This is a genomic window from Pseudomonas canadensis, assembly GCF_000503215.1.
In the GTDB taxonomy this organism is placed as follows: Bacteria; Pseudomonadota; Gammaproteobacteria; order Pseudomonadales; family Pseudomonadaceae; genus Aquipseudomonas; species Aquipseudomonas canadensis.
Genome location: NZ_AYTD01000015.1, coordinates 55,651 through 76,501 on the forward strand (window position 1 = coordinate 55,651; position 20,851 = coordinate 76,501).

21 protein-coding genes and 1 pseudogene are annotated in these 20,851 nt (G+C 60.8%); 7 read left to right on the top strand and 15 right to left on the bottom strand.

The window, feature by feature from the left end:
* Positions 1–53: 53 nt before the first annotated feature.
* Positions 54–1,256: a glycosyltransferase family 4 protein gene (locus U367_RS0116930; RefSeq protein ID WP_028617905.1), complete on the top strand. Its 1,203-nt coding sequence runs from the start codon at positions 54–56 to the stop codon at positions 1,254–1,256.
* On the opposite strand, the gene U367_RS0116935 is transcribed toward U367_RS0116930, so the two are convergent.
* The 7 genes from U367_RS0116935 to rplU all read right to left on the bottom strand — a co-directional run bounded on the left by U367_RS0116935 (position 1,225) and on the right by rplU (position 6,917).
* The gene (locus U367_RS0116935; protein ID WP_028617906.1) at positions 1,225–2,328 is read right to left on the bottom strand and encodes an NADH:flavin oxidoreductase; all 1,104 of its coding nucleotides are present in this window, start codon (positions 2,326–2,328) and stop codon (positions 1,225–1,227) included. The two genes, U367_RS0116930 and U367_RS0116935, sit on opposite strands and share 32 nt — an antisense overlap.
* A gap of 272 nt (positions 2,329–2,600) precedes the next feature.
* Positions 2,601–3,083, bottom strand: a complete 483-nt coding sequence (locus U367_RS0116940) for a glutathione peroxidase (RefSeq protein WP_028617907.1) — start codon at positions 3,081–3,083, stop codon at positions 2,601–2,603.
* A gap of 101 nt (positions 3,084–3,184) precedes the next feature.
* On the bottom strand, positions 3,185–3,649 hold the full coding sequence (locus U367_RS0116945; RefSeq protein WP_015885841.1) for a CreA family protein: 465 nt from the start codon (positions 3,647–3,649) through the stop codon (positions 3,185–3,187).
* A gap of 15 nt (positions 3,650–3,664) precedes the next feature.
* Positions 3,665–4,783 (bottom strand): glutamate 5-kinase, encoded by a 1,119-nt coding sequence (gene proB, locus U367_RS0116950; protein WP_025999729.1) that lies wholly within the window; start codon positions 4,781–4,783, stop codon positions 3,665–3,667.
* Between the two features lie 111 nt (positions 4,784–4,894).
* Positions 4,895–6,118: an Obg family GTPase CgtA gene (gene cgtA, locus U367_RS0116955; RefSeq protein WP_016976186.1), complete on the bottom strand. Its 1,224-nt coding sequence runs from the start codon at positions 6,116–6,118 to the stop codon at positions 4,895–4,897.
* A gap of 192 nt (positions 6,119–6,310) precedes the next feature.
* Positions 6,311–6,568 (bottom strand): 50S ribosomal protein L27, encoded by a 258-nt coding sequence (gene rpmA, locus U367_RS0116960; protein ID WP_003176049.1) that lies wholly within the window; start codon positions 6,566–6,568, stop codon positions 6,311–6,313.
* A 34-nt stretch (positions 6,569–6,602) separates the two neighbouring features.
* Positions 6,603–6,917, bottom strand: a complete 315-nt coding sequence (gene rplU, locus U367_RS0116965; RefSeq protein ID WP_007950961.1) for a 50S ribosomal protein L21 — start codon at positions 6,915–6,917, stop codon at positions 6,603–6,605.
* 239 nt (positions 6,918–7,156) lie between these two features.
* Between rplU and U367_RS0116970 the strand changes: the two genes are divergently transcribed.
* The 3 genes from U367_RS0116970 to U367_RS0116980 all read left to right on the top strand — a co-directional run bounded on the left by U367_RS0116970 (position 7,157) and on the right by U367_RS0116980 (position 9,002).
* Complete coding sequence (locus U367_RS0116970) at positions 7,157–8,125, top strand: polyprenyl synthetase family protein (RefSeq protein WP_028617908.1); 969 nt, start codon at positions 7,157–7,159, stop codon at positions 8,123–8,125.
* Positions 8,126–8,240: 115 nt separating this feature from the next.
* Complete coding sequence (locus U367_RS0116975; RefSeq protein WP_027617845.1) at positions 8,241–8,582, top strand: zinc ribbon domain-containing protein YjdM; 342 nt, start codon at positions 8,241–8,243, stop codon at positions 8,580–8,582.
* 162 nt (positions 8,583–8,744) lie between these two features.
* Positions 8,745–9,002: a PA4570 family protein gene (locus U367_RS0116980; RefSeq protein WP_028617909.1), complete on the top strand. Its 258-nt coding sequence runs from the start codon at positions 8,745–8,747 to the stop codon at positions 9,000–9,002.
* 139 nt (positions 9,003–9,141) lie between these two features.
* Here the strand turns inward: U367_RS0116980 and U367_RS0116985 are convergent, their stop codons facing one another.
* On the bottom strand, positions 9,142–9,759 hold the full coding sequence (locus tag U367_RS0116985; protein ID WP_028617910.1) for an FKBP-type peptidyl-prolyl cis-trans isomerase: 618 nt from the start codon (positions 9,757–9,759) through the stop codon (positions 9,142–9,144).
* A gap of 384 nt (positions 9,760–10,143) precedes the next feature.
* Between U367_RS0116985 and U367_RS1000000132760 the strand changes: the two are divergent.
* Positions 10,144–11,073, top strand: a pseudogene (locus tag U367_RS1000000132760) (methyl-accepting chemotaxis protein); the annotation flags it as partial.
* Positions 11,065–11,928 carry a methyl-accepting chemotaxis protein gene (locus tag U367_RS1000000132765; RefSeq protein WP_370636473.1) on the top strand — a complete coding sequence of 288 codons (864 nt, stop codon included), beginning with the start codon at positions 11,065–11,067 and terminating at the stop codon, positions 11,926–11,928. The pseudogene U367_RS1000000132760 and the gene U367_RS1000000132765, both read left to right, overlap by 9 nt.
* Positions 11,929–12,568: 640 nt before the next feature.
* On the opposite strand, the gene U367_RS0116995 is transcribed toward U367_RS1000000132765, so the two are convergent.
* Genes U367_RS0116995 through U367_RS0117010 form a run of 4 tightly spaced genes read right to left on the bottom strand, consistent with a single transcriptional unit; the run spans position 12,569 to position 16,667 of the window.
* Positions 12,569–12,937: a glyoxalase superfamily protein gene (locus tag U367_RS0116995; protein ID WP_028617912.1), complete on the bottom strand. Its 369-nt coding sequence runs from the start codon at positions 12,935–12,937 to the stop codon at positions 12,569–12,571.
* 29 nt (positions 12,938–12,966) lie between these two features.
* The gene (locus U367_RS0117000) at positions 12,967–14,430 is read right to left on the bottom strand and encodes an N-acyl-D-amino-acid deacylase family protein (protein WP_028617913.1); all 1,464 of its coding nucleotides are present in this window, start codon (positions 14,428–14,430) and stop codon (positions 12,967–12,969) included.
* Position 14,431: 1 nt separating this feature from the next.
* Positions 14,432–15,292, bottom strand: coding sequence for a MurR/RpiR family transcriptional regulator (locus tag U367_RS0117005; RefSeq protein ID WP_028617914.1), 861 nt, complete (start codon positions 15,290–15,292; stop codon positions 14,432–14,434).
* Between the two features lie 25 nt (positions 15,293–15,317).
* Positions 15,318–16,667 (bottom strand): GntT/GntP/DsdX family permease, encoded by a 1,350-nt coding sequence (locus U367_RS0117010; protein WP_099492621.1) that lies wholly within the window; start codon positions 16,665–16,667, stop codon positions 15,318–15,320.
* Positions 16,668–16,915: 248 nt separating this feature from the next.
* On the opposite strand from U367_RS0117010, the gene U367_RS0117015 reads away from it, so the two are divergent.
* A complete protein-coding gene (locus U367_RS0117015) occupies positions 16,916–17,296 on the top strand; it encodes a lysozyme inhibitor LprI family protein (RefSeq protein ID WP_028617916.1) in 381 nt (126 codons plus the stop codon).
* A gap of 4 nt (positions 17,297–17,300) precedes the next feature.
* Here the strand turns inward: U367_RS0117015 and U367_RS0117020 are convergent, their stop codons facing one another.
* The 3 genes from U367_RS0117020 to U367_RS0117030 all read right to left on the bottom strand — a co-directional run bounded on the left by U367_RS0117020 (position 17,301) and on the right by U367_RS0117030 (position 20,849).
* Positions 17,301–18,746: a SulP family inorganic anion transporter gene (locus tag U367_RS0117020; protein WP_028617917.1), complete on the bottom strand. Its 1,446-nt coding sequence runs from the start codon at positions 18,744–18,746 to the stop codon at positions 17,301–17,303.
* A gap of 209 nt (positions 18,747–18,955) precedes the next feature.
* Positions 18,956–19,849, bottom strand: coding sequence for an NAD-dependent epimerase/dehydratase family protein (locus tag U367_RS0117025; protein WP_028617918.1), 894 nt, complete (start codon positions 19,847–19,849; stop codon positions 18,956–18,958).
* Between the two features lie 103 nt (positions 19,850–19,952).
* Positions 19,953–20,849, bottom strand: a complete 897-nt coding sequence (locus U367_RS0117030) for a LysR family transcriptional regulator (RefSeq protein WP_028617919.1) — start codon at positions 20,847–20,849, stop codon at positions 19,953–19,955.
* Positions 20,850–20,851 lie beyond the last annotated feature (2 nt).

Consider the following 20,851-nt stretch of genomic DNA (forward strand, 5'->3'; position numbering starts at 1 on the left):
TCCATCATCTCGATGACACAATGACGACATGGCCCGCGGTGACACTGTGGGTCATGACGACAGCTTCGCTTCACATCACCCTCATTACCGAAACCTTCCCGCCTGAGATCAACGGGGTGGCCAATACCCTTGGTCGCCTGTGCGAGGGGTTACGGGCCCGCGGCCATCAAGTCGAGCTGGTGCGCCCGCGCCAAGGTGTCGACCAGAGCCGCCCCAGCGACGACGCCTTGCTGCTGTGCCGTGGCTGGCCGCTGCCGGGTTATCCGGGGCTGCAATGGGGGCAGTCGTCGATGCACAAGTTGCTGCGGCGCTGGACCCGTCAGCGCCCGGACGTGCTGTACATCGCCACGGAAGGGCCTTTGGGCCTGTCCGCCCTGCGCGCCGCGCGTCGCCTGGGGATCAGCGTGGTCAGCGGCTTTCACACCAACTTCCAGCAGTACTCGAACCAATATGGCATGAGCCTGTTGAGCCGGATGGTCACTCACTATCTGCGCTGGTTCCACAATCGTTCGACGCTGACCCTGGTACCCAGCGCCAGCCAGCGCCTGGAGCTGGAACGCAAGCATTTCGAGCGTCTGGGGATGTTGGCGCGCGGAGTGGACAGCCAACTGTTCCATCCCGCCAAACGCGATAGCGCGCTGCGGGAAAGTTGGGCACTGAACAGTGAGCAAACCGCCGTGCTCTATGTGGGCCGACTGGCCCAGGAAAAAAACCTGGGCTTGCTAAAGCGCTGCTTCGAGGCCTTGCAAGACACCTATCCCCTGCGTCAGATGAAGCTGATCATCGTCGGCGATGGCCCGCAACGCGCGACGATGGAAAAGGAACTGCCAGAGGCGATTTTCTGCGGCACCTTGCGTGGAGAAGAACTGGCACGGCATTACGCGTCAGGCGATGTGTTCCTGTTTCCCAGCCTGACTGAAACCTTCGGCAACGTGGTGCTGGAAGCAATGGCGTCGGGGTTGGGCGTGGTGGCCTACGACCAAGCCGCTGCGACCCAGCATATTCGCCATGGCTACAACGGTGTGCTAGCGATGCCTGGGGATGAGAATGCGTTTTGCGAGGCGGCCAACTGGCTGCTGGAAGACGCTGAAAGCCTGCGTCGTATGCGCCTGAACGCGCGCCAGCATGCGAGTCGCCAGGGTTGGCCGGCGATTATCGAGCAGTTCGAGCGCCAGCTGCGCGGGGTATGCAAGGACGGGCACCCGGTGCCCGCCCTGTTGCCACTTACACCAGGGTCGTCAACGCCTCACGACTGAATGGCAGGATGTCGCTCTCGCGGCCTTCGCGCACCTTCACGGCCCAGTCCGGGTCCACCAGCAGGGCACGGCCCACGGCTACCAAGTCGAACTCGTCGTTGTTCAGGCGCTCCAGCAACTTCTCCAGGCTCGCCGGTTGCGCGACCTTGTCGGTGTTGACCATGAACTGCAGGAACTCGCCATCCAGGCCGACGCTGCCTACAGTAATGGTCGGCTTGCCGGTGAGCTGCCGGGTCCAGCCGGCCAGGTTGAGGTCGGAACCTTCGAACTCTGGCTCCCAGAAACGACGGGTGGAGCAGTGGAAAATATCCACACCCGCTTCAGACAATGGCTTGAGAAACTCGCCCAGCGCCTCGGGGGTTTGCACCAGGCGCGCGGTGTAATCCTGCTGCTTCCACTGGGAGAACCGGAAGATGATCGGGAAGTCCGGACCCACGGCAGCGCGGGTGGCCTGAATCAGCTCAATGGCGAAACGCGACCGGTTGGCCAGGCTGCCACCGTACTCGTCGGTACGCTGGTTGCTACCTTCCCAGAAGAACTGGTCGACCAGATAGCCATGGGCGCCGTGGATCTCAACGCCGTCCATGCCGATGCTCTGGGCATCCTTGGCGGCTTGGGCGAAGGCGTTGATCACCTCCTTGATGTCTTGATGCGTCATGCCGTGCACGACCACGTTGCCATCCTTGAGTTTTTCCATCGGGCCATAGGCCGGCACGCTGGCATCCGGCTCGGTGCCGATGCGGCGCACGCTGCCCACGTGCCACAACTGCGGGACGATCTTGCCGCCTTCGGCGTGTACCGCGTCGACGACTTTTTTCCAGCCAGCCAGCGCGGCTTCACCGTAGAAGTGCGGCACATTGGGGTAGCCATTCGAGGCTTGATGACCGACCACGGTGCCTTCGGTGATGATCAGGCCTACGCCGGCAGCGGCGCGGCGACGGTAGTACTCGATGACTTTGGCGTTGGGAACGCCACCCGGCGAGAACGAGCGGGTCATCGGTGCCATGACGACCCGGGTCGACAGTTGCAATGCACCGAGCTGAAAGGGTTTGAACAAAGCTTGGACGGGCATGGGAGCACTCCACGGAAGACGGGGTTTATGATGTGGATAATATGGGGAGCGCAAGGTGCTGGGTAGCACTATTGATCTGGGTGATTAAGGGGTAAAAGTGGCACAACCGGTTGCCGCTAACCTGTAGTGAGCGGGCTCGCCCCGCGCTGGGTGGCGAAGCCGCCCCAGTAAAAACGCCGCGTTCTGTCTAGAAATGCGGCGTCTGATTTTAGGGCGGCTTCGCCACCCAGCGCGGGACAAGCCCGCTCACCACAAAAGCCTCCTGGACGTCTTCAGGCCAGGGCTTTTTCGATGGCCTGGACGATCGTCGGATCATCCGGCGCAGTACGCGGGGAAAAGCGTGCGAGCACCCGCCCATCCTTGCCCAGCAGGAACTTCTCGAAATTCCAGGTGATGTCCCCAGGAAACTCGGCCCCCTCGCCCGCCAGCAAGCGGTACAGCTGATGACGATCAGGCCCATTGACCTCAAGCTTGCTGCCCAACGGGAAGGTCACCCCGTAATTCAGGCTACAGAACGCCTGGATTTCTTCCTCGGTGCCCGGTTCCTGACCGGCAAACTGATTGCACGGCAGGCCAAGTACGGTAAACCCCTGGTCCTTGTACTGCTGGTAGAGCTTCTCCAGCGCGGCGTATTGCGGGGTCAAACCACATTTGGAGGCCACGTTGACCACCAGCACCACTTGCCCCTTGAAGGGCGCCAGCGGTAGCTCTTGTCCGTCCAAAGCTTTGAGTTTCAGGTCGTGGAAAGCACTCATGACGAACTCCAGATATCCCATGTTCTTCGCATTGCGGCACGTCGAGATTACAACCCGCAAGCCAGCAATCATAGACGCCGATTGCAAAACCCGCCCGCGAGTTACTGAGCGGTCGGCCAGGGCAAAATCGGAATGGCGGTCACGGCGTTTTGCGGGCTGCCTTCGATCAGGCGGTCGCTGTACACCAGGTAAACCAGGGTGTTGCGCTTCTTGTCGAGGAAGCGCACCACCTGCATGGTCTTGAACACCAGCGAGGTGCGCTCCTTGAACACTTCGTCGCCGTCCTTGAGCTCGCCCTTGAAGCGGATCGGGCCCACCTGACGGCAGGCGATCGAGGCTTCGGCGCGGTCTTCGGCCAGGCCCAGGCCGCCTTTCACGCCGCCGGTCTTGGCACGCGACAGGTAGCAGGTCACGCCGTCGACCTTGGGGTCATCGAAGGCTTCAACCACGATCCGGTCGTTGGGGCCGACAAACTTGAACACTGTCGACACCTGACCGATTTCCTCGGCCGAGGCCAGCAACGGCATGGCCAGCAGCAGGCCGAGCAATCCCTTCATGACACGCATTGTGTATTCCTTTGGTTAGACCAGGATCAGGTTATCGCGGTGAACCAGCTCTGGTTCGGCCATGTAACCTAGTAGTCCGACAATCGCATCGGAGGATTGTCCAATGATTTTCTGGGCTTCAAGGGCGCTGTAGTTGGCCAGGCCACGGGCAATCTCACGACCGTCCGGCGCCACGCACACCACCATCTCGCCCCGGCGGAAGCTGCCCTGCACCAGCTTGACGCCGACCGGCAGCAGGCTCTTGTTGCCTTGGGACAACGCCGATACGGCGCCATCGTCCAACACCAGGGTGCCACGGGTTTGCAGATGACCGGCCAGCCATTGTTTGCGCGCCGCCAGCATGCCGCGTTCCGGCGACAACAGCGTACCGATGCGCTCGCCCGCCTTGAGCCGGTCCAGCACGCGCTCGATGCGCCCGCCGATGATGATGGTGTGGGCGCCGGAACGCGCCGCCAGGCGCGCCGCACGCAGCTTGGTCTGCATGCCGCCGCGGCCCAGGGCGCCGCCAACACTGCCGGCCACGGCGTCCAACGCCGGGTCATCGGCGCGAGCCTCATAAATAAGCTGGGCTTCGGGGTTGTTGCGCGGGTCGGCGTCGAACATGCCGTCTCGGTCGGTGAGGATCACCAGCAGGTCAGCTTCCACCAGGTTGGCCACCAGGGCGGCCAAGGTGTCGTTGTCGCCAAAGCGGATTTCGTCAGTGACCACGGTGTCGTTTTCGTTGATCACCGGGATAACCTTGAGTTCCACCAGCGCGCGCAGGGTGCTGCGGGCGTTGAGGTAACGCTTGCGGTCGGACAGGTCGTCGTGGGTCAGCAGGATCTGCGCCGTGTGCCGGCCGTGCTCGGCAAAGCTGGATTCCCAGGCTTGCACCAGGCCCATCTGACCGATGGCGGCGGCGGCTTGCAGTTCGTGCATCGCGCTGGGTCGCGCAGTCCAGCCGAGGCGGCTCATCCCGGCGGCAACCGCTCCGGACGACACCAGCACCAACTCCACACCGGCCTCATGCAGGGCCACCATCTGCTCGACCCAGACGCTCATGGCTGCACGATCGAGCCCCTTGCCATCCGCCGTCAGCAACGCACTGCCGATCTTTACTACCCAGCGCTGCGCACCTGTCACTTTGCTCCGCATCATCTTCAACCTTAGATTGAGGGCTGCGCGACCCAGCGCGGCCCATAACGTTAAACCCGGATACTAAAACGCCGCTCTAACAGGAGCGGCGTTCAAGTTTATCGCAACGACTCAGTCGCGCACGTAAATGATTTCAGGACCGTCTTCATCATCCACGTCTTCTTCGTCCCAATCGTCGTCACCGATGTCATGGACCGACTTCACGCCGCTGCGGCGCAGGGCACGCTGGTCGTCCAGCGCTTGCAACTGGGCGCGGGCTTCGTCTTCGATCTGTTGATCGAGCTCAGCCAGTTCGGCCTTGAACACCGGATCGGCCGCCAGGCGGTCGGCGCGGTCTTCGAGGTAGCGCATGATGTCACGGGTCAGGCGCTCGGTGCCTTCTTTGGCGATGGCCGAGATCACGTAGACCGGACCTTCCCACTCCAGGCGGTCAACGATTTCCTTGACGCGCTCTTCGTGCTCTTCTTCCAGTATCTGGTCGCACTTGTTTAGCACCAACCAGCGATCACGCTCAGCCAGGGCCGGGCTGAACTTGGTCAGCTCGCTGACGATCACTTCGGCGGCGTCCGGTGCGCTGGTGTCATCCAGCGGCGCCATGTCGACGAGGTGCAACAGCAAACGGGTACGCGACAAGTGTTTGAGGAAGCGAATCCCCAGGCCGGCGCCATCGGAGGCGCCTTCGATCAAGCCGGGAATGTCGGCGATCACAAAGCTTTTCCAACGGTCGACGCTGACCACACCGAGGTTTGGCACCAGGGTGGTGAACGGGTAGTCGGCGACTTTCGGCTTGGCGGCCGAAACCGAGCGAATGAAGGTACTTTTACCAGCGTTCGGCAGGCCCAGCAGGCCCACGTCAGCGAGTACTTTCATCTCCAGCTTGAGGTCACGCTGCTCGCCCGGCTTGCCTGGCGTGGTCTGGCGTGGCGCACGGTTGGTACTGGACTTGAATCGGGTGTTACCCAGACCGTGCCAGCCGCCCTGTACAACCATCAGCTTCTGGCCAGCCTTGGTCAGGTCGCCGATCACTTCCTGGGTCGCAGAATCGATAATCGTGGTACCGACCGGTACGCGCAGTACCAGGTCTTCGCCTTTTTTACCGGTGCAGTCGGTGCTGCCGCCGTTGGAGCCACGCTCGGCATCGAAGTGCCGGGTGTAACGGTAGTCGACCAGGGTGTTGAGGTTTTCGTCGGCCATCATGTAGATGGAACCGCCGTCACCGCCGTCACCGCCGTTGGGGCCACCGTTTTCGATGAACTTTTCGCGACGGAAACTCATGCAACCGTTACCGCCGTCGCCTGCTTTTACTCGGATGGAAACTTCATCAACGAACTTCATAACAAAACGCCTCTCGTCGCATGGACGAGCTTAAGAAACCAAGACATAAGACTCTTGCAAAAATGAGCGCAGCGACCTCAATCAGCGACCGCAAACCAGCGCCTGAGCCCATTACAAACAGCTTTGCAAGAGACTCACCCCACAAACGAAAAAGCCCCGTCGCAAGACAGGGCTTTTCCAGCGATCTCGCAATTAAGCTGCGACAACGCTCACGTAACGGCGGTTGAACGCGCCTTTTACTTCAAACTTGATCACGCCTTCGATTTTCGCGAAGAGGGTGTGATCTTTACCCATGCCAACACCGTAACCGGCGTGGAATTGGGTGCCGCGCTGACGCACGATGATGTTGCCCGGAATGATTTTCTGGCCGCCATACATCTTCACGCCAAGGCGTTTGGCTTCTGAGTCGCGACCGTTACGGGTACTACCACCAGCTTTTTTGTGTGCCATGAGTCAATTCTCCTAGTGAGGAATTAGGCTGAAATTAAGCCTGAATACCGGTGATTTTGATCTCGGTGTACCACTGGCGGTGGCCCATACGCTTCATGTGGTGCTTACGACGACGGAACTTGATGATGCGGACTTTATCGTGACGACCTTGGGAGATCACTTCAGCCACAACGGTAGCGCCAGCAACAACTGGAGCGCCGATGTTCACGTCATCGCCATTGGCGACCAACAGAACGCGATCAAAAGTAACGGATTCGCCGGTAGCGACTTCCAGTTTTTCGATCTTCAGGTATTCACCTGGGGCGACTTTGTATTGCTTGCCACCAGTAACAATTACTGCGTACGACATGGTATTTCTCCGATAATCCTGCTCACCCAGCGCTTTATAAGAAGAGGTATTGGCTGGCATGGCTGCATGGGATGGACGTCCCGAATGCAATTGCGTAAGGCAGGTGCTGCCCAGGAAGTTCAGGGTGCGCGATTGTACGCAAGGCTTTGATGCCTTGCAAGTGGCCGTCTATCGCGCCTTGACACTACGGGGCGTGGGTCCTAGCATGCCGCGCAACCCTTCTGGAGCGACTGTCGCTGATGCAACCCCAAGCTTTCTACCGCGCGGTCGCGGACGATTTTAGCGCCGTCGACGGCATCATCAAGCAGCAGCTGACGTCTAAAGTGCCGCTGGTCTCCAAAATTGGTGACTATATTACGTCGGCGGGCGGTAAGCGCCTGCGTCCTTTATTAGTGCTGCTGTGCGGCAAGGCCCTGGGTCGCGAAGGCGATGACCTGCGCCTGCTGGCCGCCACTATCGAATTCCTGCACACCGCCACCCTGCTGCATGACGACGTCGTCGACATGTCCGGCATGCGCCGTGGCCGCGAGACCGCCAATGCCATGTGGGGCAACGCCCCTAGTGTGCTGGTGGGCGACTTCCTGTACTCGCGCTCGTTCGAAATGATGGTTGAACTCGGCTCGATGCCGGTGATGAAGATTCTTTCACAGGCCACCCGCATCATCGCCGAAGGCGAAGTGCTGCAACTGTCGAAGGTCCGTGACGCCAGCACCACCGAAGAAACCTACATGGAAGTGATTCGCGGCAAAACCGCGATGCTCTTCGAAGCCTCCACCCACAGCGCCGCCGCGCTGTGCGGCGCAACGGCCGAACAGGCCGAAGCCCTGCGCACCTTTGGAGACCACCTGGGCGTGGCGTTCCAACTGGTCGACGACCTGCTCGACTACAAGGGCGACGCTGAAACCCTGGGCAAGAACGTCGGTGATGACCTGGCCGAAGGCAAGCCGACCCTGCCGCTGATCTACACCATGCGCGAAGGCACGCCGGAACAGGCCGCCCTGGTGCGCAAGGCGATCCAGAAAGGCGGGATCGAAGACCTTGAGGCCATCCGTGCCGCCGTGGAAGCCTCGGGTTCGCTGGAGTACACCGCACAACTGGCGCGTGACTACGTGGCCCGTGCCATCCAGTGCCTGCAAGCCCTGCCCGCCAGCGAATACCGCGACGCCCTGGTCGAGCTGAGTGAGTTCGCGGTCGCGCGTACTCACTAAAGCGCGGCCTATGTGGGAGGGCCCCCTCCCACATTTAGATTTCATACAACCTGTAAGACTGCAAAACCCTATATAATGTGCGCCCTTTAGCCATCCTGACTCTCAAGGAGCCTTAGTGAGCACGTTGCCACCCTGCCCGAAATGCAATTCCGAATACACCTACGAAGACGGCGCCCAGCTGATCTGTCCGGAATGCGCCCATGAGTGGTCCGCCAATGGCGAGGCCGAAGCAGCCAGCGACGAAACCGTGAAGAAAGATTCTGTGGGCAACGTCCTGCAGGACGGCGACACCATCACCGTGATCAAGGACCTCAAGGTCAAGGGCACTTCTCTGGTCGTCAAAGTGGGCACCAAGGTCAAGAACATCCGCCTGTGCGACGGCGACCACGATATCGACTGCAAGATCGACGGTATCGGCCCCATGAAGCTCAAGTCCGAATTCGTGCGCAAAGTCTGAATATGCTGCCCCCCATCCCGCGCCCGCCGCGGGATGGCGTTTCGCCCTCCCGTTTGATCCAGCGCAATATCCACACAGAAAAACCCAGAAACCGCCAATAGGCACTTGCTATTCTACGAATAAGAATTATTCTCATTGAAACCCATCAAGGAGATGAGACCCATGACTTATTTGATAGATGCCTGGCTGGACCGCCCACAGCCTTACCTGCGGATCCTGCATCGGGAAACCGGTGAAGTCTGTGCCGTGCTGGAAGAAGAAGCGCTGAATGAACTGCAGGACCAGGGCGACCTGGACGTCAATGGGCTGAGTTCGAGCGAACCTGGCGTGTTGAAGGAAGTGGTGCGCAATCTGTTTCTGTTCTGCTATGCCCGAGCGTTGCGCCCGGCGACAGAGCTGAATGGCAAGTTCCATCCATGAGCGAGGTTGAATGCACCTGCTTTATGTGGGAGCTGGCTTGCCTGCGATGGCATCAACTCGGTAAGACATCAGACCGAGTCGCCGGCATCGCAGGCAAGCCCGGCTCCCACATAAAGCCAGGCGCAGTAATCAGCAGGTCTTACAGAACGTCGAGCAGCTCGACGTCAAACACCAGAACGCTGTGCGGCGGGATGCTGCCAACGCCTTGAGCGCCGTAAGCCAGTTCGCTCGGCACGTACAGACGCCATTTGCTGCCGGCATTCATCAGTTGCAGGGCTTCGGTCCAGCCGGCGATCACGCCGCCTACCGGGAATTCCGCAGGCTGGCCACGCTCGTAGGAGCTGTCGAACACAGTCCCGTCGATCAGGGTGCCGTGGTAGTGAGTGCGCACTTGATCTTCACGGGTCGGCTTGGCGCCGTCACCGGCGGTCAGCACTTCGAATTGCAGGCCGGAAGCCAGAGTGGTGATGCCATCACGCTTGGCGTTTTCAGCCAGGAACGCCAGGCCTTCGCCAGCAGCCGCTTCAGCCTTGGCTGCCGCTTCGGCTTGCATGACTTCGCGGATCACTTTGAAGCTGGCGGCCATTTGCTCTTGATCCACACGGCTTGGTTGGCCGGCGAAAGCGTCGGTCAGGCCAGCGAGGATCGCGTCCAGGCTCACACCCGGTGGCGGGTTGTCGCGCAGTTGGTCGCCCAACTGACGGCCGATACCGTAGCTGACGCGGGTTTCGTCGGTGGACAGATTAACTTCGGACATTAAGAGGCTCCGCTGTAGGACAACACGGTTTCCCGCGCAATCCAGAACTAAAAGGGCCCGCAGACTAGCACACAAGACCGGCCCAAGATCAGCCCCCTCCCCGGCCAGCCACTGCGGCGGCGACCCTTCGTCGCACCTTACGAATTAGCATTTCAGATTCAACACCTGCCGCCGATACAGCCCTACACAGCAGCTGGCTCCAAAACCAATAACCGTCCAGCACCCCCCATCATTCTTGCGGAGCATTCGATGAATAGCTGGTTCGGCAACATTAGCGTCAATCTAAAACTGGGCCTGGGCTTCGGCCTGGTACTGGTCCTCACCTCGATCCTGGCCCTGACCGGCTGGACCAGCCTGGGCGGCCTGATTGATCGCAGCAACTGGATGAGCGACATCACTCAGCTCAATGCGTCGTTGACCAAGCTACGTATCGTGCGCCTGCAATATATGCTCGCCAACGGCGACGAAGCCGTGGCCCAGAACGTACAGACCAACCTGGATGCGTTCGCTGCCCAGCAACAGAAGCTGCTCGACAGCTTCAAAAGCCCGGAAAACCTCAAGCTGCTCAACGAGCAAAAGTCCATCATCACCGCTTACCAGCAGTCGCTGAACAAAATGCGCGAGGCCTACCGTAACGGCAACGCCTCGCGCCAGGTGATGGGCGACAAGGCGGATATCGCCAATGCGCAGATCAACGCATTGGAAACCAGCGTGAAGCAAATGCCCGACAGTTCGGAGCACCTGGCGCAGTTCCAGGCGGTGGCCGACGCCAAGATGCAGTTCCAGTTGGCTCGCTACGAAGTACGCGGCTACACCGGTAACGTCAGCCCGGAGACCGAAGCACGCGCGGCTGCACAGATTGAAAAAGCCATCGCCGGCGTGAAAGACCTCAGCGCCGCATTCGGCGCCAGCCAGCAAAGCGCGCTGACCGCATTGGAAACCGCCCTGGGCGCCTATCGCAGCGCCGTTCAGAACTACAAGGCAGCCAACGCCAACATCGTCACTGCCCGCGCCGAAATGACCACCCAGGGCGCTGATATCGTCACGATCAGCGACAAACTGTATGACATCCAACTGACCCGCCGCGACGCAGAAAGCGCCCAGGCCCGCAGCCTCCAGCTGATCAGCACCTTGTTGGCCCTATTGGTTGGCGTCATCGCAGCATGGGTCATCACCCGCCAGATCACCCGCCCGATCCAGGAAACCCTGGCGGTGGTGGAGCGCATTGCCTCCGGCGACTTGAGCCACAACATCCAGGTCACTCGTCGCGATGAACTGGGCGTGTTGCAACAAGGCATCCAGCGCATGGGCACCACCTTGCGCGAGTTGATCAGCGGTATTCGTGACGGCGTGACACAGATCGCCAGCGCCGCCGAAGAACTGTCGGCCGTGACCGAGCAGACCAGCGCCGGCGTAAACAGTCAGAAGATCGAGACCGACCAGGTCGCCACCGCGATGCACGAAATGACTGCCACCGTGCAGGAAGTGGCGCGCAACGCGGAGCAAGCTTCCCTGGCCGCCGCCGATGCCGACGGCCAAGCCCGCGCAGGCGACAAGGTGGTGGCCGAGGCCATCGCCCAGATCGAGCGTCTGGCCGCTGAAGTGGCGCGTTCCACCGACGCCATGACCCACCTGCAACAAGAGAGCAACAAGATCGGCAGCGTGATGGACGTGATCAAGGCCGTCGCCGAACAGACCAACCTGCTGGCCCTCAACGCGGCGATCGAAGCCGCGCGGGCTGGTGAAGCCGGGCGTGGGTTTGCCGTGGTCGCCGACGAGGTGCGCGGCCTGGCCCAGCGCACGCAAAAATCCACCGAGGAAATCGAAGGCCTGGTCGCCGGCTTGCAGAACGGCACCCAACAAGTGGCCAACGTGATGAACAACAGCCGCAGCCTCACTGACAGCAGTGTCGAGCTGACGCGCAAGGCCGGTGTGTCACTGGAGAACATCACCCGTACGGTGTCGAATATCCAGTCGATGAACCAGCAGATCGCCGCCGCCGCCGAGCAGCAGAGCGCCGTGGCTGAAGAGATCAGCCGCAGCATTGTGAATGTGCGGGATGTGTCGGAGCAGACCGCTACGGCGAGTGACGAGACGGCCAAGTCGAGTGTGGAACTGGCGCGGCTGGGTAGTCAGTTACAGCAGATGGTCAGTCATTTCCGGGTGTAAGAAACCAAAAAGCCGCCTCAGCCTAAACCGGGGCGGCTCCACTTCTCAGACCTTAGCGGTCATCGAAGCTGTCCCGCAGGAACTTCCAGACGTGATAAGCACGCAGGCAGTTCACCACGAGGTTCCACGTACGTCGTGCAAACTTAGACATACTCGGCCCTCCGTGAGTTGGGCCTTACCTCCAGCGCACTTACCGGAACACGTGAGCCTTCGGACGCGGGTCAATGCGTCCTTTGAGGTGGCCGGGCTAATGGTCCTTCCGCATCAATCCGGCACGGATTACTAGCCCGTGGCGGTCAGTCCAGAATTCGCGCGCAGACCCAGCCCACCCAAAAGCGACCAACGCAGAACGGGGAAGATCCTAACCAACATCCCCGTTGAAGGTGTTTCAAAGAGTGGTCAAATATCCAGTATTGACCGATAGATTCATTGCAAGCTTTTGCAGTCGAATCACGCGAGAAAAGAATGCCGAAAAGCGCTCCATGCCAACTATCCTTCCGTCTTGCGTGATGACGTGACCGGCGGTAGTATTCACCTGCGGGTCAATGCGTCTTTTGAGATCGCAACCCCAGCCGAAAACTGGGATTGCAAAAAAAAACCGCCCTACTAAGGCGGTTTTTTATTGCCTGCGATTTACCCCTCAGCCCTCGCCTTCCTCGACAAACACCACCCGATTCCCAAACGGGTCCTTGATGCTCATCTCCCGCGATCCCCAAGGCGTTTCCTCAACCCCAGGCTTGGCATACCGGTAATCCTTGCCTACCAATTGCTGCTGGTAAGCGTCCACACCCTGAGCCTGAATCCGCACCGCCGCGCCCGGGGAGGCGTCGCCATGATGCTCAGTCAAATGCAGCACGCACTCACCCAGAGACACTTGCAGGTACAACGGAAAATTCGCCTCGAAACGATGCTGCCAATCCACCTTGAACCCCAGGAAATCGACGTAGAATTCCAACGCCTTGGCCTCGTCGAAAATCCGCAGGATGGGGGTGACTTTTCCTAAGTGCATGGCAACCGCTCCGTCTAAATAAGCGTCCACTATAGAGGCGAAAAACCCCGACGCAAATCCCCACTGCGCGCCAGGAACCGACCCGGCCGCTGACCGTTCGCCTGCCCATCGCTGTAGCTCAACACCCCGTTGACCCACACCCCATCGATGCCCTCGGCCGCGCGCTGCGGTTCCTTGAAGTCCGCCACATCGCGCACGCGCAACGGGTCGAACAACACCAGGTCGGCCCAGTGCCCTTCGCGGATTTCACCCCGCTCCGCCAGGCCAAAACGCGCGGCTGAAAGGCCCGTCATCTTGTGCACGGCGGTATGCAATGGGAACAACCCCACATCCCGGCTGAAATGCCCCAGCACCCGTGGAAACGCCCCCCACAAACGCGGATGTGGGAACGGATCTTCCGGCAGCCCATCCGACCCGACCATCGACAACGGATGCGCCAGGATCCGTCGCACATCCGCCTCATCCATCCCGTAATACACCGCCCCTGCGGGTTGTAGCCGACGGGCTGCGTCCATCAACGAAACATCCCACTCAGCGGCGATATCCTGCAAATCACGCCCGCCCATTTCCGGGTGTGGTGTCGACCAGGTGATGGTGATCCGAAAGGCGTCAGTCACCTGCTTGAGATCCAGGGTCGAAGAACTCGCCGCATAGGGGTAGCAATCACACCCCACGGGATGGGTTTTAGCCGCCAGTTCCAGCGACGCCAACAACTGCGGGCTACGCCCCCAGTTACCGGCGCCGGCACATTTGAGGTGGGAAATGATCACCGGCGCTTTGGCATGCCGGCCGATCAGGAACGCCTCGTCCATCGCCTCCAGCACCGGCTCGAATTCACTGCGCAAATGGGTGGTGTACACCGCGCCGAATGCGGTGAGTGCTTCACTCAGTTGCAGCACTTCATCGGTCTCGGCATTGAATGCACTGGCGTACGCCAAGCCTGTGGATAAACCAAGGGCACCGTCTTCGAGACTCTCTTGCAACTGCGCGCGCATGGCGGCAATTTCATCCGCTGAGGCAGTGCGGTGCAAGTCATCCATATGGTTGCTGCGCAGCGCCGTATGGCCGACCAACGCCGCGACGTTGACCGCCGGGTGAGCGTTTTCGACCGCCGTGCGATAGTCGGTGAAACGCGGATACACAAACGCCGAAGCACTGCCCAGCAGGTTCATCGGATCCGGCGGATCACTGCGCAACGTCACCGGCGACGCGCTGATGCCACAGTTGCCGACAATCACCGTGGTCACACCCTGGCTCAGTTTGGGCAGCATCTGCGGATGGCGGATCACCACGGTATCGTCGTGGGTATGCACGTCGATAAACCCCGGCGCCAGCACACGTCCGCACGCCTCGATTTCATGCTCGGCCACAGCCGTCGACAAGTCGCCGATCGTCTCGATGCGCCCGTCGCGCAGCCCAACATCGGCGACGTAGCCTGGGGTGTTACTGCCATCAATGATCAGCGCCTGGCGGATCAACGTGTCGTACTTCATATCAGTCTCCAAGCGGCAGGCTGTCGGGGCCGCCGCGATAATCGTCCAGGGCCAGCTTGATCCGGCGCAGGCGTTCCTGGTTGTCGTCCGGCAGGGCCAATGCCAACTCGGTGGCGAGCAAGTCGATGGCCAGCAGCATTCCGTAGCGCGCCGCAGTGGGCTTGTAGATAAAACTGGTTTCGGCCGGTTGCAGCGGCAGCAGCACGTCCGCCAACTGGGCCAGGGGCGACTCGGCCAGGGTGATGGCGACAATGCGCGCGTCGTAGTTGCGTGCCAGCGTCACCACGTCCAGCAACTCGGGGGTGAGGCCGGTCAGGGAGCACACGATCAACGCATGCTCCGGTCCCAGCGTCGCCGCCGTGACGCGCATCATTACCGGGTCATGGCAGGCGGCAATCGGATAACCCAGGCGTACCAGGCGCACCTGCAACTCATCGCTGCACAGGCTCGACGGGCCGCCCATGCCGAACGCGTGGATCATCCGCGCCTTGCCCAGCAGGTTGACCGCATCGACAAAACCCGCCTGGTTGAACCCCGACAAGTGCTGACGCAACGTCGCCTCGATATCCCCCAGGATCTGCCGATGAAACGCCGATTGCTCCGGCAACCCCGCCGGGTCGAGGAAGCGACTGCCGACCCCGCTGGCCTGGGCTAATTGCAGACGCAAATCCCGCAGATCCCGGCAACCCACACTGCGCGCGAACCGCGACAAGGTGGCCGTACTGACCTCGGCCCGCTGGGACAACGCTTCCAGGCTGGCCGACGCGGCAAAGCCCACGTCCTCGAGCATCAGTTTGGCGATACGCCCTTCGCCGGCGCTGAAAGAGTCCTGGCGGGCGCGGATCTGGTAGAGGATGTCCATGGGCTCTCCGGTTACAAAATGCGGCTCATAAAACAAGAGACAGGCCGTAAGTCAGACCGAAGGCGACAACAGAAATCAGAGTCTCCAACACGGTCCAGGTCTTGAAGGTCTGGATCACCGTCATATTGAAGTATTCCTTGATCAGCCAGAAGCCGCCGTCGTTCACGTGGGAAAAGATCACCGAACCCGCGCCGGTGGCCAGCACCAGCAATTCAGGGTGTGGATAACCCAGGCCCATGGCAACCGGTGCTACCACGCCGGACGCGGTGGTCATGGCGACGGTGGCCGAGCCCGTGGCAATACGCATCAGCGCGGCAAACAGCCAACCCATTACCAAAGGCGACAGGTGGAAAGCATGGGCCAGGCCGAGAATTTCGTTGGTCACACCCGCATCCACCAGGATGCGATTCAAACCGCCGCCCGCGCCCACCAGCAGGGTAATACTCGCGGTCGGCGCCAGGCATTCATTGGTGAACTTGAGGATCGATTCGCGGTTGAAGCCTTGGGCGATACCCAAGGTCCAGAAGCTGACAAGGGTCGCCACCAGCAGCGCGATCACCGAGTTACCGATAAACAACAGGAACTGATTGAAACCGGTGCCCGGCGTGGAAATCACGTTGGCCCAACCGCCGATCATCATCAGCACCACCGGCAACAGGATGGTGCCCATGGTCAGCGTGAAACTCGGCAAGCGAGTACGCGGTTCGCGCTCGATGAATTGGCGTTCCAGCGGGTTTTCCGCCGGCAGATGAATACGCGGCACGATGAATTTGGCGTAGACGGGACCTGCGATGATTGCCGTCGGAATACCGATCAGGATGGCGTAGAGCACGGTCTGCCCCACCGACGCGTTGTACGCCAGCACTGCCATCATCGCCGCCGGGTGCGGTGGCACCAGCGCATGCACCACCGACAGGCCGGCGACCATCGGCAAACCGACCATCAGGATCGATACGCCTACACGCCGCGCCACGGTAAAGGCAATCGGCACCAGCAGCACAAAACCGACCTCGAAAAACAGCGGCAGCCCTACCAGGAAGGCGATGCACACCATGGCCCAGTGCGCATTGCGCTCGCCGAAACGGTTGATCAGCGTGCGCGCCACCTGCTCGGCACCGCCTGACTCGGCCATCATCTTGCCCAGCATGGTGCCTAGCGCCACCACCAGGGCAATGTGCCCCAGGGTCTTGCCGACGCCCGCTTCATACGAGCCCATGATGGTGTCTGCCGGCATCCCGGCCATCAGCGCCAGGCCAATGGACACCAGGGTGATGACGATAAACGGGTTGAGCCGGTAACGTGCTATCAGCACGATCAAAGCAATGATGGCGATGGCAGCGTATGCCAATAGCCCGAAGCCCGGTGATGCGGCCATGCGGTACTCCTCGGAAAGGGTCACGTCGAATTGGTTGTGAAACTCATAAATCATTACCGAAGAGTATTTTCAATTTTTATGAAAGTAATTTTCGCCCACGGATAAGCGCTGTCGCGCTGGGATATGCCCAACGGTCGCCTATGAAAATTCGGGGGGTGTTCTTACATGAAGATCAGAAGATGCTGGAAACTCAAACGCCGCCATCGAGTCATAGAATGCGCCTCCCCTCATGCCCAGGAAAACCGACCATGATTCGCACATCCCTAGCCGTCAGCGCTTTGTTTCTCGCCCTGTGCGGCAGTGCTGCGGCCGCTGATAACGCGGCGTTGAAAAAATGCATGGACAGCGCCGACACGACCGCGGACATGGTCAATTGCAACGCCAAGGAAGCCAAGGTCCAGGACACGCGCCTGAACAAGGCCTACAAGACCGCCCTCGCCGCCCAGGAAGGTGCGCGCAAGCAGCAACTGCAAGACGTGCAGCGCCTGTGGATAAAATACCGTGATGCCAACTGCGGCTTCGCCGGCTCCGCGACCGGCGGCACCATCGACCAGGTCAACGGCTCCGGCTGCGTGCTGGACATGACCCAGACCCGCGCCCAGGAACTCGAAGACCTGGTCGGGCCGTGATCACTTACTCATGATGGACCCGGGCGCGCTTGAGCAGTTTCTTGCAGCGCTCCGACAAATGCAGTACCCGCAGGTGCTTGCCGGCTTTGGTGTAACGCTCACGCAGGGTCATCAGCGCCGCAATCGCTGAATAGTCGACAAAGCTCAGGTGACGGCAATCCAGCGTCACCTGGGCCGGGTCGTTGGCCGGGTCGAACTGGTTGAGGAACGGCGTGGTCGAGGCAAAGAACAAGGTGCCATGCAGGCGATAGAGCTTGCTGCCATCGGCCTCCAGATGCTCATCGGCATACAGCTCGCGCGCCTGTTGCCAGGCGAAGTTCAGCGCTGCAATCACAATCCCGCACAACACGGCCGTGGCCAGGTCGGTGAACACGGTGATCACCGTCACCGCGATAATCACCAGCACGTCATTCAACGGCACTTTGTTGATCACCCGCAAGGACGCCCAGGCGAAGGTCTGCTGCGACACCACGAACATCACGCCCACCAGCGCCGCCAGCGGGATCCGCTCGATAAAGGGCGACAGGAACAGGATGAACAGCAGGATCATCACCCCGGCAAACACCCCGGAAAAACGCCCGCGCCCGCCGGAGCTGAGGTTGATCACGGTTTGCCCGATCATCGCGCAACCGCCCATGCCGCCAAACAGGCCCGAGACCATATTGGCCGCGCCCAGGGCTACGCTTTCGCGGTCCGGGTAGCCACGGGTCTCGGTGATTTCGTCGGTGAGATTCAGGGTGAGCAGGGTTTCCAGCAGGCCGACCATGGCCATCAGGAACGCGTACGGCGCGATGATGGCGAGGGTTTCCAGGGTCCAGGGGATTTGCGGCAGGGCAAAGGTGGGCAGGCCACCAGCGATATGGGCCATGTCGCCCAGGGTGCGGGTCGGCAGGCCGAGCAGGTACACCGCCAGGCCCACGCCGAGGATCGCCACCAATGCAGGCGGCACCGCGCGGGTGATGCGTGGCAACAGATAGACGATGGCCATGGTCACCAACACCAGGCCGATCATCACGTACAGGGGCGTGCCGCTGAGCCAGTGTTCACCGCTCTTGAAATGCTCCAACTGCGCCAGGGCAATGATGATCGCCAGGCCATTCACGAACCCTAGCATTACCGGGTGCGGCACCATGCGCACCAGCTTGCCCAGGCGCAGCAGGCCGAAGGCGACCATGATCAACCCGCCCAGCAACACCGTCGCCAGCAGGTATTCCACACCGTGTTGCACCACCAGCGCCACGATCACCACCGCCATCGAGCCGGCCGCACCGGACACCATGCCGGGTCTGCCGCCGAACAATGCCGTAAGGGTGCAGATGATAAAGGCGCCATAGAGCCCCATCAGCGGATTAAGGTGAGCCACCAGGGCAAAAGCGATGCATTCGGGCAGCAGCGCAAAAGACGTGGTGAGGCCGGCCAGGGCATCGGCGCGCAGACGGGTGAGATTCATGAGGTACCAGGGCATTGCGGGGGATAAGGCGGGGAATGGTACGGAATTGAAGGGAATGGGGCTAGTCTCGAAGACCGTATCGTCCCCTTCGCGAGCAAGCCCGCTCCCACATTTGACCGAGTTCCGGCTTTGGAATGCAGTCAGTGTGGAAGCGGCGGTGCGACGATTCGACTTGCTCGCGAAAGAAGCGCCCCGGTATCAAGCGAACATCACACCATCTCGTGGCGTATCCACTCCACCACCGACGTACGCTTCGGCGCCCAGCCCAGCAACTCACGGGCATGCTTGCCACGCACCCGGCTGTTGGAGCCCAGGCCATAGTTGGCCATTTCGTAGCCCCACTCGGCTTCAGCATCGACCAATGGCCAATCCTGGGGTTTGCCCAGATCCAGGGCTTCGGCGATGGCGGTGGTCATGTCGATAAACGCCGCCTCGCTGCTTTCCACAAAGTAGAAGGTGCCCGGTACGTTCTTGTTCAGTGCCAGCAGGTACAGCGCCACCACGTCTTCAATGTGCACGTTGGACCAGATGTTCTGCCCACTGCCCACATGGCGCACCACCCCACTCTTGCGCGCCTGCTTGAGCAGACGCGGCAATTGCACGCTGTCGCGCTTCACGCCCAGGCTGTGACCGTAGATCAGGGTGTTGCAGATCACCGCCGAGTTCACGCCTTCGTTGGCAGCCGCCAGGATCAGGTTGTCGATAGCGACGCGAGCGGCCTTGTCGACGGTCGGCTCCGGAAGGTTGTCTTCGAAGTAGATGACATCGCTGGACTTGCCGCCCGACGCATCCCCCACGATGCTTGAACCGCTGGTGTGCAGGAATGGCTTGTTCGAGCCCTTCAACGCTGCCAGCAGGGTTTCCACGGCTGCGCGATGGTCGCTGCTTGCGGCATTGATCACGGCATCGGCCTTGTGCGCTTGCTCGGTCAATACAGCGGCGTCATCCAGAGTGCCGATCACTGGGGTGATAACCAATGCGGTCATCTCGGCCGCCTGCTCAGCGCTGCGCACCAGGCCAGTCACGCTGTGGCCTGCCTTGACCAGGCCGGTTGCGATGGAACCCCCGATAAAACCTGCTGCGCCGGTGACGAATACGTTCATGGAGAGTGCTCCTGAGTGAGTAAGTGATGGCACCAGTATCAAGGGCCGATCCCTGACGAATAAGCCCTTATTGCCCAATTCACTCTTGCGCGAAGGTCACGAATCAGCAGGCATACCGCGCCAGCTTGGCCTGGATGAAGTCGAGGAAACACTGGATGCGCAAGGCCAGCTGCGAGTTACGGTAGAACACCGCGTGGATCGGCTGACGATAACCGCTGTTGAACGCTTCCAAGACCGGCACCAGGCGCCCGGCTTCAATGTCGTCGATGGTCATGAAGTTCGACAGGCAGCAGATGCCCTGCCCTTCCAGCGCCAAATGACGCACGGTTTCACCGCTGGACGCGGCCACGCCGGGCTGGATCAACCAGCGGTCGCCTTCCACATGGCGCAGCGGCCAGTGGTTGAGGGTCTCGGTCTGGGTGAACCCCAGCAAGGTGTGGTTCGCCAATTCGGCGACCGTAGTCGGCGTGCCGTACTGCTTAAGGTAGTCGGGGCTGGCGAGGATATGCAGCGGCGTACAACCGAGCGCGCGCGCATGCAGGGTGGAGTCGGCCAACGCACCGATGCGGATGGCGATGTCGGTACTCTGCTCCAACAGGTCGATGATCAGGTCATCGCTGTTCAGCTCCAGCTGGATATCCGGGTAAAGGCTGCGAAACTCTGCGATATACGGCACGATCCCATGCAGCATAAAGGGCACCGCCGCATTGATGCGCAGGCGCCCCGCCGGTTTTTTCTGGCGTGACGACAGGCGTTCTTCCAACTCGTCCATCTGCGCCAGGATCACCTTGGCCTGTTCGAAGAAGTACTTGCCTTCCTCGGTCAGGTCCATGCGTCGCGTCGTGCGGTTGATCAGCGTGGTGTCGAGCTTGGCTTCCAGGCGTGACAAGGTGCGGCTGACCGCCGAGGGCGTCTGCCCGACTTGTTCCGCGGCAGCGGAAATCGAACCGCATTCAATCACGCTGACGAAGATCTGTAGCTCATCGGATCGGGCTTTCACAG